This window comes from Armatimonadota bacterium, assembly GCA_016223145.1.
Lineage (GTDB): Bacteria > Armatimonadota > Fimbriimonadia > Fimbriimonadales > Fimbriimonadaceae > Nitrosymbiomonas.
In genome coordinates, this window is the sequence record JACRPN010000013.1 from 16,197 (window position 1) to 32,746 (window position 16,550).

General features: G+C 61.8%; 14 protein-coding genes. 6 read left to right on the forward strand and 8 right to left on the reverse strand.

Annotated features, from left to right (window positions below; all coding sequences use genetic code 11):
• The first annotated feature begins 125 nt into the window (after positions 1–125).
• Positions 126–1,229, forward strand: a complete 1,104-nt coding sequence (locus tag HZC36_11745; GenBank protein ID MBI5707646.1) for a hypothetical protein — start codon at positions 126–128, stop codon at positions 1,227–1,229.
• Between the two features lie 206 nt (positions 1,230–1,435).
• On the opposite strand, the gene HZC36_11750 is transcribed toward HZC36_11745, so the two are convergent.
• The 5 genes from HZC36_11750 to HZC36_11770 form a co-directional block, all read right to left on the reverse strand.
• Entirely contained in the window at positions 1,436–2,497 is a 1,062-nt protein-coding gene (locus HZC36_11750) for a PEP-CTERM sorting domain-containing protein (protein ID MBI5707647.1), read from the reverse strand.
• A 53-nt stretch (positions 2,498–2,550) separates the two neighbouring features.
• Positions 2,551–3,324 (reverse strand): carbohydrate ABC transporter permease, encoded by a 774-nt coding sequence (locus HZC36_11755; protein ID MBI5707648.1) that lies wholly within the window; start codon positions 3,322–3,324, stop codon positions 2,551–2,553.
• Between the two features lie 59 nt (positions 3,325–3,383).
• Positions 3,384–4,295 (reverse strand): sugar ABC transporter permease, encoded by a 912-nt coding sequence (locus HZC36_11760; GenBank protein ID MBI5707649.1) that lies wholly within the window; start codon positions 4,293–4,295, stop codon positions 3,384–3,386.
• Positions 4,296–4,448: 153 nt separating this feature from the next.
• A complete protein-coding gene (locus HZC36_11765; protein ID MBI5707650.1) occupies positions 4,449–5,771 on the reverse strand; it encodes a sugar ABC transporter substrate-binding protein in 1,323 nt (440 codons plus the stop codon).
• A 51-nt stretch (positions 5,772–5,822) separates the two neighbouring features.
• The gene (locus HZC36_11770; GenBank protein ID MBI5707651.1) at positions 5,823–6,188 is read right to left on the reverse strand and encodes a VOC family protein; all 366 of its coding nucleotides are present in this window, start codon (positions 6,186–6,188) and stop codon (positions 5,823–5,825) included.
• Positions 6,189–6,564: 376 nt separating this feature from the next.
• Between HZC36_11770 and HZC36_11775 the strand changes: the two genes are divergently transcribed.
• The 5 genes from HZC36_11775 (at position 6,565) to HZC36_11795 (ending at position 12,799) form a co-directional block, all read left to right on the forward strand.
• The gene (locus HZC36_11775; GenBank protein MBI5707652.1) at positions 6,565–7,539 is read left to right on the forward strand and encodes a MoxR family ATPase; all 975 of its coding nucleotides are present in this window, start codon (positions 6,565–6,567) and stop codon (positions 7,537–7,539) included.
• A gap of 10 nt (positions 7,540–7,549) precedes the next feature.
• On the forward strand, positions 7,550–8,809 hold the full coding sequence (locus HZC36_11780) for a DUF58 domain-containing protein (protein MBI5707653.1): 1,260 nt from the start codon (positions 7,550–7,552) through the stop codon (positions 8,807–8,809).
• Complete coding sequence (locus HZC36_11785) at positions 8,806–10,851, forward strand: transglutaminase domain-containing protein (GenBank protein ID MBI5707654.1); 2,046 nt, start codon at positions 8,806–8,808, stop codon at positions 10,849–10,851. Before HZC36_11780 ends, HZC36_11785 begins: the two co-directional genes overlap by 4 nt.
• 28 nt (positions 10,852–10,879) lie before the next feature.
• Positions 10,880–11,950, forward strand: coding sequence for a DNA polymerase III subunit delta (gene holA, locus HZC36_11790; protein ID MBI5707655.1), 1,071 nt, complete (start codon positions 10,880–10,882; stop codon positions 11,948–11,950).
• 189 nt (positions 11,951–12,139) lie between these two features.
• Positions 12,140–12,799 (forward strand): PEP-CTERM sorting domain-containing protein, encoded by a 660-nt coding sequence (locus HZC36_11795; GenBank protein ID MBI5707656.1) that lies wholly within the window; start codon positions 12,140–12,142, stop codon positions 12,797–12,799.
• A gap of 127 nt (positions 12,800–12,926) precedes the next feature.
• Here the strand turns inward: HZC36_11795 and HZC36_11800 are convergent, their stop codons facing one another.
• The 3 genes from HZC36_11800 to ccsA are packed head-to-tail and all read right to left on the reverse strand — an operon-like array spanning position 12,927 to position 16,549.
• A complete protein-coding gene (locus HZC36_11800; GenBank protein MBI5707657.1) occupies positions 12,927–13,502 on the reverse strand; it encodes an orotate phosphoribosyltransferase in 576 nt (191 codons plus the stop codon).
• On the reverse strand, positions 13,489–13,851 hold the full coding sequence (locus tag HZC36_11805; protein ID MBI5707658.1) for an aspartate 1-decarboxylase: 363 nt from the start codon (positions 13,849–13,851) through the stop codon (positions 13,489–13,491). The genes HZC36_11800 and HZC36_11805 overlap by 14 nt, the downstream gene beginning before the upstream one ends.
• Complete coding sequence (gene ccsA, locus HZC36_11810) at positions 13,829–16,549, reverse strand: cytochrome c biogenesis protein CcsA (protein MBI5707659.1); 2,721 nt, start codon at positions 16,547–16,549, stop codon at positions 13,829–13,831. Before ccsA ends, HZC36_11805 begins: the two co-directional genes overlap by 23 nt.
• Position 16,550: the final 1 nt, after the last annotated feature.

Consider the following 16,550-nt stretch of genomic DNA (forward strand, 5'->3'; position numbering starts at 1 on the left):
AGCCTGGGCTCAACGAAGATCCCTGACCGAAATGTGTAGGATCACAGGGAACGGTTTGGCATCCTGATAACACTTACTGGATAAGCCCCGTCGTGGTACGGATCGGGGCACTGGAGAAACAAGCCATGAAGATCGCATCCACGATCACCTATTGTCTCCTCATCGCTGGCTGCAGCCAAACGGGAGGCGAGAAGCCCAACCCAAGCGGCAAACAACCCGGCGCCGCACAGACGTCAATGAGCCGCGACCTGACCCCCATCGAGGGTCTGAGCCGCTATGCCCTTGCCTCACCGATTTCCTTCGAGAGCGCCACGATCGTGCCGATCGTCGACGTCTCCAATTCGAAGGAAAACCCACCCCCTCAGGGAACTGAGGACGCCATCAGCCTGACGGAAGCCAAGAAGAACGGCTGGATCGAAATCCATGAGACCCCTGGCTCGGCCGAAGTGAACAAGCTCGAGGTCAACAACGTGGGCCCGAAACCAATCCTCCTGCTTGCGGGAGAGCTGCTTCTTGGCGGGCGGCAGGACCGCATCGTGGCCAAAGACACCATCGTGCCCCCCGGCAAGATGGTCGAAGTGCCGGTCTTCTGCGTCGAACCGGGACGCTGGGAGGGCGAAAGCAAGAAGTTCGAAGGCCAGGGCCGCATGGTGCCCCAGTCCATCCGCGAGGAGACCTCGACCTCCCAGGACCAGCAGCAGGTCTGGGCCAAGGTCGGGAAGTACAACGAGACGATCAGCACCTGGGATTCGGGAGTCACCCTCGGAATCACCACCAGCGTTCGCGGCGGACTTTCCTCAAAAGAGCTGGACAAGAAGGTCAAAGCCGGCCTCCCAGCTCTTCAGAACGCCCTCAGAGGCCTGAAGAACGTGGTCGGATACGTCTATGTGCTCAACGGCGAGGTCCAGTCGGCCGAGCTGTTTGGGACGCCAAGGCTCTTCGACGCGGGCCGCGACGCCCTGCTGATAGGAGTGCTCTCCGATGCCGCCGTCACCAAGGCAGACAAGGCCAAATCGGCCAAGATGTCGGACTGTGTGGCGTTCTTCAAGGAAGCGCTGACGGCCAACCGCCGCCAGACCGCTCTCAGGATAGGCAACTCCGACTATGGTGTCGACGGCGTGAGGATTGCAGGCGCCGAGGCGGCGCTGCCGAGCTACAAGGCGGATTCCCCGGCCCAAGATTCCAGCGGCTTCCTCCACGGAAGCTATAACAAGAAGAAGGAGAAGTAGCGTCGGCAGCTTGCCGATGACGAAGCGAAGAGCGAAGGGCGATGCGCGAAGGGCGATGCGTGATGAACGAAGCGCCGGCGTCTTTGTCTGGCCTTCGTTAACGTGAAGGATGATGTGCCCCCTCCTCGTTTTGGTTCGTAAATGAGGAGGGGGTTGGGGGTGGAGACACTCCGGATCGTACTCGAGCGGAGCCTCACACACGACTCCTAACCCAGCCTCTTCCTCCTCCGGAGCATCCACCCTGTGCCCAACACGAGCGCCAGGGCGCCGGCGGGCTCAGGCACCATCCCATAGTAGCGCTCGACCACACCTTCCGCAAGTTTGTTCTGCGGTGTAAAGCCGTCGTCGTTCACCCCGCCGGCGGACGGCCAGGTCTCCCAGTTCCACCAGTACGCTCCCTCCCACCACGGCCTATCCCAAAGGGTCGAGAGCAGCGCTTCATAGCAATCTGCCTGTTCCTGAAGGTCCACTGTGCCTGAATTTCCCCAGGACCAAGGCGCCTTGTTGGCCCCATCCATCGATCGATAGCCCACCTCAGTGAACTCAATCCTCTGCGACAGCCCACGCCCGACTCGCCATGAGTCAAGGGTGCTGGACAAGGCGCCCCATCGGCTCTGGAGCTCCTGCAAAGAGGGGTCGTTCTTGTTCGTCAGTGGGAAATAGGCGTCAATGCCGATCGTATCCAGCGCATCCCACCAGGAGATCGACGCATAGGCGTCCCAATTCGCCGAATAGGTGAGCGCACCCGAATAGCGCGAGCGTACTCCTGCGATCACGCTCCGCCAAGACGAAGCCCACGACTCGGTTCGGTTGAACTCGCAACCCACGCTGAGTGCCTCGACACCGTTCGAGGCAGCGAATTCGGCCCAGTGGTTGATGAAGTCCGAATAGCCGCCAAACCAAGCCCCACTGGGATTGATCGTGCCTCGCCAAGCGCCGTTGCGCAGGTCCACCATGGGCTTGAGCAGCACCCTCATCCCAAGGGAGTGGATCTTCTGGATCGCATGCAGCACGGAGGGTTCGCTCGCGCTGTATCGCGAGAAATCCTCCGAAATCGTGTTTGAGTTTTCGCCGTCCTGGAACCACCAGACGTTCAGCGCGACCGTTCGCACGCCAATCTGCTTCATCCGCTCGATCGAGGCATCCGACGAGGGCTGAAGCAGAGCGTTCTGGCCCCAGGGCGTCAAAGACATTCCGCGGACATTGGAGTCCGCCATCACCAACGTAACCAAAGCGCCGAAAAAGACGGCGCAAACAAAAGAGCGCATGGTGCTCCTCCTGCTACTTTCTTCTACGGAGAGCCCGCGGCTCCTTCTTCGGCCTACCTTCCCCCCAACCCCGTCGTGACGATCCCGCGAACAAAGAACTTCTGGGCCAGGAAGAAGAGCACGATCATTGGCAGCGTGTGAATCAGAGCCGCGGCCATCAGCAGCTCGGTCGAGGTTCCCATCGCGTCCTGGAACATCCGCAGCCCGATCGAGACCGTGTACTTCTCTGGCGTGTTCAGATAGATCAGCGGCCCCATGAAATCGTCCCAATGCCCTAGGATGCTGAACACGCAAATGGTGGCGATGGCGGGCTTGGAGAGCGGCATCAGCACGCTCCACCAGATGCGCAGATAGCCGGCGCCGTCGATTTTCGCTGCCTCGTCCAGCTCCTTTGGGATCGAGCGATAGAACTGGTTGAGCAGGAAGATGTAGAACGCGCCGCCGCCGAAGAACGCGGGCACCGTGAGCGGCGCGAAGGTGTCGATCGCGTGGAGGTTCCGCCAGATCATGAACACAGGGATCATCGTCACCTGCGAAGGCAGCATCATGGTCGAGAGCACTAGCACGAACAGCACGCCCTTGCCACGGAACCGGAACCGGGCGAACCCATAGGCGACCAATGACGCCGAAAGCACGCTGCCCAAGGTCGCGACGGCCGTCACGATGACGGTGTTCAGAACGAAAAGCGTGAAGGGCAAGCTGGTCCAGGCCTTATGGAAGTTGTCCCATTTGGCGGGGCTGGGGACCCATTGCGGCGGGAACGCGAACACGGCCTCGGGGGTCTTGAGCGCGGTCGAGAGGGTCCAAAGGAACGGGAGGGCGAACATCGCACCGCCGAGGATGAGGAGCACCAGAGCAACTACCTTCGGAAGGGGAAAGCGCTTCGTCAAGTCGCCTCCCCCGCTTCATAGTGCACCCACTTTTTCGAGAGCCGAAATTGGAGGAGCGTGAGCACCAGCAGGATCAGGAACATGATCCAGGCCATCGCCGAAGCCTTGCCCAGCTTGAAATACTCGAAAGCGTTTCTGAACAGATAGAGCGCATAGAACAGGGTGGCGTTGTTCGGTCCGCCGCCGGTCATGATGTAGGCGTTGGTGAACACGCCCATGGCCCCGATCAGGCCGACAATCACGTTGAAGAACGTCACCGGTGAAATCAAGGGCCAAGTGACGTGGCGAAACCGCTGCCAACCGCTCGCGCCATCCAAAGTGGCGGCCTCGTAATAGGTCTCTGAGACCCCCTGCAGCCCCGCAAGGAAGATCAGCATGCGCGCCCCGCCGATGCCCCAAAGCGACATCAGCACCAGCGCCAGGAGAGCTGTCTTCTCATTCTGCAGCCACTCCGGGCCGGCAATGCCGACCTTCGAAAGGCCGATGTTCAGCAGGCCGTTGTCCGGGTTGAACACCCACAGCCATAGGATCGCGCTGGCCACCGACGGCACGATCGAGGGCAGGTAGAAGAGGGTGCGAAACAGCCTTTGCCCTCGCACGCCCGTATTGAGCAGAAGAGCGCACGCCAGCGAACCTGCAACCCCAAGCGGCACCGAGAGCAAGGCGAACTTGAACGTGTTCGAGAGGGCGGTCCAGAAGAGTTGGTCCTGCGAAATGAGGCGACGGTAGTTTTCAACGCCGACGAACTCGGCGCTGGCCAGGTCGTACTTGTGCAGCGAAATCCAGAAGGACTCCAGCATCGGGCCAAGGGTGAAAATCAGGAACCCAAGCACCCAAGGTGAGATCAGCAGCCAGCCCCAAAGCTCTTCGAGCTTTGCCGGGCCTGATCTCTGCCTTCTTGGTTTCACCGATTCACCCGCACGCCATTCTGCCCTTCCTTCGCCATGGCCCCCTCACCCCCGTTCACTTCGTTCACGGACCCTCTCCCGCGAGGGGCGAGGGAGCCCTCACGGTGTCCCTTGTTCACCCGTTCACCCACTCTCCCGCTCTCCCACTCATCCCTAGAACCCTGCCTCGTCAGCCAGGACGGCGTCGATCTCGCGCTTCATCAGCCTAAGCTGCGGCGCCACATCGATGTGCCCTGCGTTATACAGGATCTCCAGGTGGCGGTTGGCCACCACGCTCCACTCGGGCCAGCGCTCATCGATCGGAAGCTGCTTGGCGACGGTCATGCCCGTGACGAACGTGTCGGTCTGATAGGGCGCTTGATTCGCCGCCAAATACTCTGGGGACTCCAGTACAGCGCGGCGAGAAGGCGCCGAGCGCCTCAGCTTGCCATACAGGTAGAGCTCCGCCTCAGGGCTCGTCATGAAGCGCATGAAGCGCCAGCTTGCTTCGGGATGACGGGTTTCTGCATTCATGACGATCTGGTTGCCCTTGCAGACGGTCAGGTTGGCACGCGGGCCCCGAGGGACCGGGCAAATGTCCCACTCAAAGCTCTTGACCGTCTTGCGCAGGATCGGGGTGACCCCCATCCAATCGATGATGAACCCAAGCCGGCCTCCCTCGAACTTGAACGCCGCCTGAGCGGCCTCGCCGGGCGTCGGTGCGACGCGGTCCACAAACCGAAGGTCCAGCAAGAACTGATAGGCTTCGATCGCCTCAGGGGAATCCAGCAGGCACGTCTTGTGGGCGTCGTCCAGCATCTCTGCACCGTAGCCATAGAGGATCGGTGCCTGATTGACGAGGCCGGGGAATTGCAGGCCCATCTGCTCGGGCGCGCCGTCCCTTCGGCGCTTGGTGGCGGCCAGGCAATGCTCCCTGAGGCGCGCCCAGGTCCATTCACCGCGCTTCCAGAGCTTGTAGGGGTCTTCCACGCCTGCTTTCTCGAGGATGGTCTTGTTGTAGTAGAGGATATTGCCGCCTGGCAGGGCGTTCAGGCCATGCAGCCGCCCCTCATAGCGGCACTCCTCCAGCGTCCACGGGATGAAGTCGGCTTCACTGAAGTCCTTGTCTGCCGCGCCAAGCTCTGTGAGGTCGTGGAAGTACCCCCGCCGGACGAGCTGAGGGAAATCGTAGTGGTCCACCCGCGCAACGTCCGGAGCCGTACGCGAGGCGAACATGAGGATCAGCTTGTTGCGGTAGGCGCTGCCGGGCACCTTGAGAAGGGTCACGTGGAGATCCGAGTTGCGTTCGTTGAAGCGCCTGAGGAGCTCCTCTTCGGTGGCGAGCTGGTCGGGGTTGCCCCATGCCATGTAGCGAAGGTGGGTCTTGCCGTCGAGGGACTTGCCTTGGCAGCCGGCGAGGCTCAAGAGAGAAGCGGCAGACGCCGACGCCAAAGCGCCCTGGAGAATTTCTCGACGGGTGAAGGAAGGACGCGGCATCGCTCGCCTACTGATTCGCTAGATTCGTTTGCGCGTCCTTTCCGATCGGCGTCAACCCTTCGGCTGAAACAGCTCGACCGGGTTGCCGGAGGGATCGAGCACCAGCGCCTGGGAGCCCGCAGGTCCATGAATGATCCCGCTTCGAATCTCGACCCCAGCCTGGGAAAGCTCCTGGACCTTCGTCTCGAGATCGTCCACCAGCGCCACGAACCGGTTCCAGCCCCCCGGCTCAGGCTTTGTTCCGTCGGGCATCGGCTGTGCGGCCGAAGCCTCCGGCCCGGCGAGCCAAAGCTCCAGATCCTCTTTCTGCAAGATCAGGATCACGCGGCCCCACCGCTGCTTAAGCTCAAAACCCAAACGCTCGTAGAATGGAAGCGCCAAGTCGACATCGTGAACAAGGTAGCGGACCGTTGCCATCGCGAGCTTTTACCCGAAGAGCGCCTGTTGACTCGACCCTTGGATTTCGTGTTCGCTTTTCCTGGCCCAAACCGTGGCCGCGCCGAATCGCGCCGCGACAGAGCGGCGTCAAGTCACCCCACTCCCCCATTGGCTGCACCCCAAATCCGGCCGTACCCCCAAACCGGACCAAGTTCCTCGCTCATCGCTCTTCGACCTTCGCCTTCCCCTGAAAACTGTTGTAGAATCCTCGTGCTCCAAGTGGGTGACATCCCTCAAAAAAAGAGGCACAGGACCTGGGACAATTCGCCCTGGTACTTGCGTCCTAAGAAGCATGTCGATCGAGGAGTTGGCCGTTGCGCCTGCAACCAAGCGGGAAACGGTAGGAGTTGTGAGCATGTCGTCGGAGGGTTCGAGCGCCGATTTCGCGAGGGTCGCAGAAGTCGCGAATCGGCTGATCAAAGAAGTCGAAAAGGTCATCGTAGGCAAGAAGGAAGCCGTGACGCACGCCGTCCTGGCGTTGCTCTGTAATGGGCACGCGCTCATCGAGGACATCCCAGGCGTCGGAAAGACGACACTCTCAAAGGCGCTGGCGAAGAGCATGAACGGCATCTTCAGCCGTGTTCAGTTCACCCCGGACTTGCTGCCCGCCGACGTGACCGGATCGTCCATCTTCAACCAGAAGACCGGCGACTTTGAGTTCCGGCAGGGACCCGTGTTTGGAAACGTGGTGCTGGTGGATGAAATCAATCGCGCCACCCCCAAGACCCAGTCCGCGCTTCTCGAAGCCATGGAAGAGCGGCAGGTGACGGCCGACGGCATCACTCACAAACTGCCGATCCCCTTCTTCGTCATCGCCACCCAGAACAACATCGAAATGACAGGCACTTACCCGCTGCCCGAGGCCCAGCTCGACCGGTTCTTCGCGCGCATTTCGCTGGGCTACCCGGAGCGTGACGCGGAGATCGCCATCCTCGAACACCAGCAAACCGTTCACCCGCTCGAAAGCGTACGCCCGGTCGTCACGATGGACGACCTGATGGAAATGCAGCGTGCCGTGACCCAAGTTTTCGTACGGGACCGCATTCGCGAGTATGTCGTGGACCTCGTTAGGGCCACACGCGAAAACAACCAGCTCTTGATCGGCGCATCTCCACGCGGCGCGCTGCACCTGGTGCGAGCCGCGCAGGCGCATGCCGTGTTGAATGGCTTCGACTTCGTGAGGCCGGAAGACGTGAAGGCCGTAGCGGCCATCGTGCTTTCGCACCGAATCTTGCCCCGCGCCGAGCTTCGCGCCAGGGGTTCGACGGCGGAGCAGGTCATCCACAGGCTTCTCGAAACGGTGCCCGCACCGGTGCCCGAGGCGAATTAGGGGCTGAACCTTGGCGAAGGCTCAGACTATTACCTCGATCGTTCGCAGGGGTCCCAGCGCCCTAGTGGGCCGCATGGGCCGGCTCGCCGGCGTGGCCATCGGCACCGCCTCGGTGATGCTGCTAATGGTGGCGATCCCGCTCAATTCAGCGGCGCTCTTCTATATGAGCACGGCAATGATTGTGACGTTGGTCGCCTCGCGTGTCCAGGCGCTTTGGGCGGTTCGTGGCCTGCGAGTCGAGCGCTATGGTCCCGACATTGTCCGGGTAGGCGAGGAGGTCACCATCGACCTCACCCTTTGGACCGAAACGCACCTCAAGCGGCCGCTGATATCGCTCGAAGACCAGCTTCCCGAGAGACTCGTGGTCGAGTCCCTCTCGCCGAGCCTTCCCATCGCGCCCGCCTACGGCCATCCGGTGCAGACCCACTACAAGTTTCGGCCCATGCGCCGTGGCCGTTACCGCTGGTCGAAGCTGACGGCCGTCGGAACCGACGCGCTCGGGCTCATCGCACTTGGCAAAGATTACGAGGCGGATCCGATGGACCTCACCGTTCTGCCGGCGCCGATCCCGCTTTCTTTCGAACTCAATTCGGCCGCAGGGTGGGGGTTCACCGAGACCGACCATGGCCTTGGCCGTGGGCATGGCATCCAGCCAAGGGGAATCCGCGAGTATTCGTCGGGAGACTCGCTGCGCTATGTGCACTGGAAGTCCACGGCCCGAAGGGGCGAGCTGCTGGTCAAGGAGTTCGAGACCGGAGCGCAGTCGTCGGTCGCGTTCTTGTTGCAGCTTACGGAGGGCTCGGACATTGGCCAAGGCGCCAAGACTACGCTGGAGCACATGTGCGGGAACCTGGCGTACCTCTCGGGAACCATGCTGCGGCAGGGCATCGACCTGGCGTTCCCTGGGCTCGATGGCGACGACGTCTCGGCTCAACCGGTGGAGCGCGAGAACCAGATCCTCATGATGCTTGCCGAGATCCAAGCAACCCGACAGGAGACCATCAGCGACCACTTGTCGAGCGCGCTTCCAACCCTTCCGACGGGAACGCACGTTCACGTTCTGATCTCCGTGGTGGATGAGGGGCTACCCGACACGATACAGCGCGCCACGCAGTATGGCGATCCGGTCACCGTGCTCATTTACGATCCGCGCATCTATAGCTCCAAGCCCTTCCCGGTCGAACGGTCCGCCGCCAACCAGGCGTTCTCCAACCGGCTTGCCGCTGCCGGAGCGAGGATCGCCTTTGTGAGCGAGGAGTTCGGCAAATGATGGACCACGCGTCGAGGAATCTCCTGCGCCTGAGCATCGTCGACTATTTGCTCTCGGCAATTGGGTGTTCGTCGGCGGTCTTGGCGCTTGGCCAGAGCCTGGCCAGGCCGAAGGTGGGCGTCTTCGGCTTCGTCGTCATCCTCGTCGGATTCCTGTTCAGCTTTGCGATGAGCCGGCGAAAGGACCCAGGCAAACTCGAAGGATGGGACCCCATCGTCTATGCGCTCCTTGCTGCCTTTGCCATCGCGTTTGGGTCCAGCTTCAATGCGCTTATGCCGAGCGGCGGCTTCCCCGACGACCTCCGTCACGTGACGGCGATCTGGTGGCTGCTGCTCTTCTGCAGCTTTGCGGCGTGGAGCGATTCAACGCTCCTTTTCCAAGCCGTGCCCTGCATCACGTTGTTCGCGTTTGTGGGCGTCATCGAAATGTTCGCAGCGTCCACGTTTGCGTTCTTCATCTTTCTAATCGCCACGGCGTTTCTCTATGCCCGCGCGCACCATCGCGCCATGCTCCTGCAAGCATCTCTAGCGGGCTACCGAGACCTGGCTACGATTCGGAAAGGGCCTTGGCGATGGGTGGCTGGGCCGGAATGGGCCATCGCCTCGGCCTTCGGAGTGATCCTCTTGAGCCTGATCGGTGCACCCGTGATTCAAAGGTCGGTCCAGAGCGTCGCCGGCAACGTGAACATCACGGCTTCCAGTTCGACCCGCACGCCGCCGCGCTCGATGATCGGCAGCACGATCAGCCCGGTCGCGCTTCGCATCGGCACGGGCCCGCGGGAGCTTTCCGACCGGGTCGTCATCCAGGCCAAGCTCGATGAGCCGCGCTATCTGCGTGCCGCAACCTACTTGACTTTCGTTCCCTCAAGCGGTTGGAGTCGCGCGACGACCAACGACGTTTCGCCGGCGACCATCGAAGGGCTAGTCCGCGACCGCACCGAACGGCAGCGCTCCGGCAACATGGAGGAGAAACCGTTTTGGCTCATCCTGAACGATGGTCTCTTCGATGACCTGCCGCTGCCCGGAGAGGCTGTCAGCCTTAACCCCGCTATCGATTGGCGCATCCGGGCCGACGGGACGGCGGTTCCGGGGTCCAACTTGCCGGTCATGACCCGGGTATGGGGCTCGGTCTCCGTGCCATCGAAGAGCTTCGAGCCCGTAAACCGCCCCAGGCCGCTCCCCGCGTTCCTGGAGCGCTACGCAGATGCGGCAAGCGTCACGCGGCGCGTCAGGCGCTTGGCGTTTCAGGCGACCCGAGGCTACGAAACCGATATTGAGAAGGCCAACGCCCTGGTGGCGGCGATTGGGGCGAGGTGCCAATACAACCTGTACGCAGAGCCCGTGCCGCTCGGCCAGGACGGGGTCGACCACTTCCTATTTGTCTCGAAGGAGGGCTATTGCGATCTCTTCGCCTCCTCGATGGTGCTCATGGCGCGATGCGTCGGCATCCCCGCAAGGGTCGTAACGGGCTACTATCCGTTTCTTGAAGAAAAGAACGAGCAGGGCTACTACACCATCCGCGAATCCGACGGACACGCCTGGGCGGAGCTCTATTTTGAGGGCGCCGGATGGATCCCGTTTGATGCGACGGAGACGGCCCGCGTGGCTCCGGGATCGGGCCGGGGGCAATCCACGGAAGTCATTCCGTTGGTGCGGCGCGCTTGGTTCCAGTGGACGCTTGGGCTGATGCTACTTGCCCTGGGCTCGCTCGGAGGGATGGCGCTCGTCTCTCAGGCAAGGGCCTACCGCGTGTGGAGCCGCCAGGATCGGGTGATCCAAGCCCAGCTCTTCCAGCGCTTCTGCACGTCGATTCAAACGGTCACGCATCGCCCCAGGAGGCTCTATGAATCGCCAAGCGAGTATGTGGCTGCAACCCGCAAGCAACTCATCGAGCACGGCGCGGAGGCTGAGGAACTGGCGGAGGGGTTCGAGCGGCTGTTCTACGCGCCGCCTGGCTCCACTGGAGGCATGGAAGTGTTGGAGCACAAGGTCGATGCCTTTGTGAAGACGCTCGCCCAATTCCGAAAGGCCAAGGGCTCTTAAGCGGGCGCGGGTAGTCCACAATAGAGCGATGCCGCTCATCTCGCCCAAGGCTCTCGATCATCGAGTCTTGCTGCTCTCCGGTGCCGAGGACGTGCTTCGGCGGGAGGCCCTCGACGAGATCAGGAACCAGCTTGGCGACGACGACGGATTCGACACGGAGTCTTTCGTTGCGGGCGAAATCGACCCCCAAAACTGGATGGCGTCCGCGGGCACTTTGCCCTTCCTGGCCCAGCGGCGAACGGTCTTTGTAAGGCACCTGCTGCGCCTCGACCCGAAGGACACACTGGCCTCCATCGAGGCATCAATGATCGGGCTGCCGGGAAGCTCCCTCTTGGTGCTGGTGGCGGACGACGAGCCTGGCGACGACGAGCGCCAAAGAACGCTCGACCGGCGAAGGACGGCTTGGGAAGCCGGTGTCAAGAAGGTCCAGGGCTACGTCTTCGACCCGAAAACCGACACCAAGGAGCTTCACCGGATGGTGCGGGACCGTCTCGCGGAATCAGGTTTGACGCTGTCCGACAGAGCCCTGTCGAGTTTGATCGAAATGACCGGGGGGAGCCTTGGGCGCGCGCTGGAAGAGGCCGACAAGCTGCGGCTCTACGTCGAACCCGGCGCGACCGTGCAGGCTGGGGACGTTCAGGCGGTCGTGGTCCCCTCGCGAGATTGGAACGTGTACCGGCTGGTTGAAGCCATTGTGAGCGGGCACCTGGGCCAGGCGATGCAGCAGCTCAGGAACCTGGTTGGAAGCTCCAACAAGGCCGACAGCGCGGCCTTCCAGCAGATTTTCCCCACGCTTTCAAGCCAGTTCAAGCTCATCTGGCAGGCTAGGCTTTGCCAAGAGGCCCGGTGCAGCCCGCAGGCGCCCAGCGATGAGGTCCGGCCTCTGCTTCCAATGAAGGGGGACATCTCAAAGGAGCGGGAGTGGCGCATCCGCCCGGCCGTCTTTGCCGCCAAGAGGCTGGACCTGCCTCGTCTGGCCGACTGTTTGGACGTGCTGGCGGAAGCGGACGCAAGGATGAAGGGCCAAGGGGCCAGCTTCTCGGCCATCGAGACGCTGGAGCAGACGGTGATGCGGCTTGTGGCAATTGCGGAACGGTGAAGCCGTTCGGTGCAGAACTCGCTGGCCCGACACTAAAGGTCTACCTGGCACAATTTCCAGGGAATTGTTTCATGTGTAGTGTGTTTTGGTCACAAAACTACTCATTGCAGACAAGTATGTGTTGTGGGAGGCAATTCCTCCTCCAATCGCCATTCGGAACTGGAGACGGTTCCTAAATGGAGGTACGAAATGAGTAATCGAAACTGGAAGATCGCCGTAACCTTGGGGATCTTGGCCCTGCAAGCAGCCGCAGCGTTTGCCGACGACCTGCATCCGCCGCCTTGGCGAGGTGCACCCAACACGACGTTCAATCACTGGACCTTCGACAACGCAATCAACCACAATGATGCGACAGCCGATCAGTGGGGAAACACCCTCGGAGTAGGTCCCGGAACGATCAGCAGTGCAGGTGGCGCTACCGGGCTGCTTACCTTTGAAGGCCGGACCAATGTGATCCGCATCGCCCCAGGGGGCTGGATCATGTTCCTGCTACCCAACAAACAGATGCCTCCTCCCTGGAAAAAGGAGATCTACGTCCAAGTGACGTCCTTTGTGGATGATGGCGACAACGACGTGACCTTCGAACCGGACCCGCAACAGCCTCCAGGCGTTACGGGCTCGCATACGGGCCACGAGGACCTGGCAGGCGGATGGGACTGGGACAGGTTCGAGTTCCAACTCGACCGACAACCTGCGTTCGAGTTCTTTCGTATCCGCAACCTAACCACGGGCACCGACGTTTACATCGACCAGGTCGTGATCGATACGCGGTGCGTTCCTGAGCCGGCATCCCTTGCCGCGCTCGGACTTGGCATCTTGATGATCGCCTCCCGGCGAAGGCAAAGGTAGACCGCTGAGCTTCTTAGGTGGGCCGTCGCCAAAACGGCTCACCTTAGTCGCTTTGCTTTTCATGCCCGATAACCACGAGCCGCAAGTGGCGCAGGACCGCACTCGAACGGCCCCTCAGGTCGGCGGGCTATTGGCTACTCGTGCCTGGCTTGACGACCGGAAACTCTGCCAGCCAATCCGGCACATCCTCTGGCGCGTAGCTGGTCGCAGAAACCCGGTAGGCCGCAAACGAAGGGCATCCAAAGTCAATCGGCTTCTCCGAGCGATCGATCAACACCGCGACTCCATTCACGAGGCCGCCCTGAGCTCGAAGGACCTCCGCGGTTTCCAGAACCGACTTTCCGGTCGTGAGCACGTCGTCGACCACCAGGACCCGGGCGCCTGGGGGCACCGAGGCCCCTCGCCGCAACTTGCGGACCCCGTCTTCAGATTCGACGTAGAGCGCCGGCAGGCCCAGTCGCCGGGCCACCTCGAAGGCAATGATGATCCCACCGGTGGTGGGGCCGGCCACTAGATCGAAGGCGCCATGGCCCCCGTAATGATCCGCAATCGCTCCACAAAGCTCAGAGAGGACGTCGGGCCTCTCAAGAACTCGGAACTTCTCGAAATAGGTGTCGCTATGCCGCCCACTGGTCAGGATGAAGTGGCCTTTGAGAATGGCCCCTGAATCCTCGAGAAGCTTGCCCAGATCAACCTTCGACATGGAACGGCTCCATATCGCGAACGACGTTGTTGTCTTCGTCCAGCAGCACCATCTTGGGCACAACCGGCTCGTCGGTCCAGGTGAACGCGGCGATGATCACACGGTCGCCGGCGTGGAAAAAGTGCGCCGCGCCGCCGTTGAGCCCGATGTGCCCCTTGGGACCGGCGAACGCATAGGTGGCGATGCGCGAAGGGCGGTCCACGGCCCAAACCTGGACCATTTCACCGTCTACGATCCCGACGCGCTGCATGATCTCGCCATCGATCTCGATGCTTCCGACGTAGTCGGGGTTGGCATAGGTGACCCTGGCGTGGTGGATCTTCGACTTAAGCAGTTGGAGCAAGCGCATCGGCAGTTGGCTCGGCGAGGCTTTCCGGCTCGGTTTGAGCCTTTGCGCCCGGCGCCACGGGTTTCACCCTGCGGTGCCATGCGGCCAGAAATCCGCCGGCGGCAAGGATACCCAGCCCGATCCAGACCAGGCTCGTGAACGGCTTGTAGAAGAACTCGATCGGGAAGACGGCGGAGCTGAAGCCAATAACGATGTTGGCCGACTGATCGGTGGCGTTCATCCCCGCAAGCGAAATCTGGTAGTCCTCATCGAGCACCGCTGGCTCCTCTACGGGCCCAGCCGAGGTGATTCGCATCTTCGGGTTCAGCTCTCGCATTTGCCCGGTCGCAACGTTATGAACGGCAAGCTTGGCGCCAAACTTGGTGCCCTCTTGGCCCGGCTGACCTTCGCGTGTCATGCCCTTGTAGCTGATGATGTAGTCCTTGAACCTAAGGGACCTTCCCTTTTGAAGATTGTGGGGCTCGGTGGCGTCGGTCTGGATGCCGCCCATCGCCAGGTACATGTCGTTGAGCAGGCCATGCTGGATGTGGGGCCAGTTCATCGGGTTCGAGTTGCCCGCGGAGTCCTGAACGTAGTAGAGCCCAGGCCGCGCATCGAACGCCTTTCTTGTGTCGAGGCCGCCCAGCGTCTTGTCCATGATTCCGGCGAGCCCGGAGCGCCCTTGTGCAGCCAGGAGGGGCGTCGGTTCCACCCTCAGCTTGACCTTGTTTCGGCGATCGGCCAGGTCGGCGGTGATGCCTTCATAGGTGAGCTTATAGCCCATCGCGAACGCGGGCTTGTTGGCTTGAAGGAGCACCTGCTCCTTGCGCTCGAGGCCGCGCGAAAGGACCAGGCCGGCAAGCAGCACGCCGACACCGACGTGCATGGTCCAGACGGCGAGCGCCTCGCGTTTGGAGTGCTTCCAGCGCTCGCCCATGGTCCAGAGGCTCATGACGATCACGAAATAACAGAATCCTGCGAGGATGAGGGTCCAGGTGAGGGCGGAAACCTCAATGCGCTTGCCCTCTGCGAGCTGGCCGGTGAAGAACAGGGGAATCTTGTCCTCGAACGCGCCGAGCTTGCCCCAGGGGCTATACATGAGCGCGAGGAGCGTTATGCCGGTCAGGCCAAACGACACGCAGGCAGGCCCGTATAGCCGCCCCAAAAGCCGCCTCATCCCGACGCCGCCCCATGCCACAAAGGGCGCCGCCGCCATGATGACCAGGATCGGGAAGACGAACCAAGGCACAATTTGGTGGTACTGCCACTCTTCGATCACCTTCATGCGGTCGCCGAGCGAGGGCGCCATGAAGGCCGAGAGCGCTCCCACCGCGCCAATGGCCATGCCTAGACCTAGGGGGACGGTGACCCAATAGGAGAGCGGCTTTGAGGGAGCCCCCGCCTTCTCTGCGGACTGAGAGCGCAATCGGAGCGCAAGGAACAGAATGGCGCTCACGATGGCGATTCCCAGCATCCACCATTTGCCGACCGATGCCTGGCCGCCGAACTCCTTCGCCACACCGGAAACCATCGGCACGCTCATGCCGAAACCCGCGGCGAGAGCCAGGCCAAACATGAAAAAGCCGGCCCAGCGGTATGCGCCCTCGCGGGTCATCCCGGGACGAGCGTCTTCAGAGGCTGTGAACTCGCGCCTAAGTTCAAACGCCCGAACCGTCCAGAGAGCGCCGAACCCGACGATGCTGAACGCCCCGAGGCCGATCAGCAGCCAAAGCGCGCCCTTCTGCATCTCGGCGAAGCTGTGAACGCTGGTATCGCCCAAAAGGCCGCTGCGGGTCAAGAACGTCCCGTAAACGAAGGAAAGGAACGGCAGAGCGCCCAGCAGCAAGTTGGTGATGACCCACTTGCCACGGTTGATCTGGACGATGAGGCCATGAATAAAGATCGCGCCAAGGACGAAGGGAACAAAGCTGGTGTTCTCGACCGGGTCCCACTTCCAGAAGCCGCCCCAGCCGAGCGTCTCATAGGCCCACAGACCGCCCATGCAGAGGCCGACGCCGACAAGCGTGAGGGAAACGAGCGCCCAGGGGCGGACGAGCCTGGCCCAGTCAACCACCTGCTTCGTAATGAGCGCGCTGACGGAGTAGCAGAAAAGCGCCGTGAGCGATCCAAAGCCAAGGAAGATGACGGGCGGATGGATGATGACCCAGTAGTTCTGAAGCGCCGGCGAAAGGCCTACACCGTCCGGAGGGACGATGAACTTCCCTTCCGATGCGACGATGTTGAACGGCGACTCGTAGGCGATGATCGCGCAAAGCGCCGCTTGAAACAGAGCGTAAAAGACCGTGTACCAGCGCCGGTAGATCCCGGAGCTTTTCATCGTCAACAGCCCGAATGCAGCCGAGCAGACCGCCCAAAGCAAGAAGCTCCCCTCTTGGCCCGCCCAAACGCCGGCGATTCGATAGGGGACCGGGTTCATCAGGTCGTTGTGCCCGAAGACGTAGGGGTATTCGAACCGGTTCTGGACGAAGAGCGTGGCAAGGACCAGGAACACGCCAAACAAGGAAGCCGATCCGAGCGTGAAGCCCCAACCGCCGACAGTTTTGCCCCACTTCGTCTTCGGGGCAAACAGCCAACCTACGATGGCTGCGATGAAGAAGGCGATGCCGAGAAAAACGAGCGCCCTACCGCAAACGCCAAGGGCCAGAGACCAATCTGGCGCTACGGGCATCTCGTGCTGGTGGTCAGAGAGTTCCTGCAAA

Excerpts from the sequence above, each read along its gene's own strand:
- HZC36_11745 (MBI5707646.1), top strand. The coding sequence starts at position 126 with ATGAAGATCGCATCCACGATCACCTATTGTCTCCTCATCGCTGGCTGC.
- HZC36_11750 (MBI5707647.1), bottom strand. The coding sequence starts at position 2,497 with ATGCGCTCTTTTGTTTGCGCCGTCTTTTTCGGCGCTTTGGTTACGTTG.
- HZC36_11755 (MBI5707648.1), bottom strand. The coding sequence starts at position 3,324 with ATGTTCGCCCTCCCGTTCCTTTGGACCCTCTCGACCGCGCTCAAGACC.
- HZC36_11765 (MBI5707650.1), bottom strand. The coding sequence starts at position 5,771 with ATGCCGCGTCCTTCCTTCACCCGTCGAGAAATTCTCCAGGGCGCTTTG.
- HZC36_11770 (MBI5707651.1), bottom strand. The coding sequence starts at position 6,188 with ATGGCAACGGTCCGCTACCTTGTTCACGATGTCGACTTGGCGCTTCCA.
- HZC36_11775 (MBI5707652.1), top strand. The coding sequence starts at position 6,565 with ATGTCGTCGGAGGGTTCGAGCGCCGATTTCGCGAGGGTCGCAGAAGTC.
- HZC36_11785 (MBI5707654.1), top strand. The coding sequence starts at position 8,806 with ATGATGGACCACGCGTCGAGGAATCTCCTGCGCCTGAGCATCGTCGAC.
- holA (MBI5707655.1), top strand. The coding sequence starts at position 10,880 with ATGCCGCTCATCTCGCCCAAGGCTCTCGATCATCGAGTCTTGCTGCTC.
- HZC36_11795 (MBI5707656.1), top strand. The coding sequence starts at position 12,140 with ATGAGTAATCGAAACTGGAAGATCGCCGTAACCTTGGGGATCTTGGCC.
- HZC36_11800 (MBI5707657.1), bottom strand. The coding sequence starts at position 13,502 with ATGTCGAAGGTTGATCTGGGCAAGCTTCTCGAGGATTCAGGGGCCATT.
- HZC36_11805 (MBI5707658.1), bottom strand. The coding sequence starts at position 13,851 with ATGCGCTTGCTCCAACTGCTTAAGTCGAAGATCCACCACGCCAGGGTC.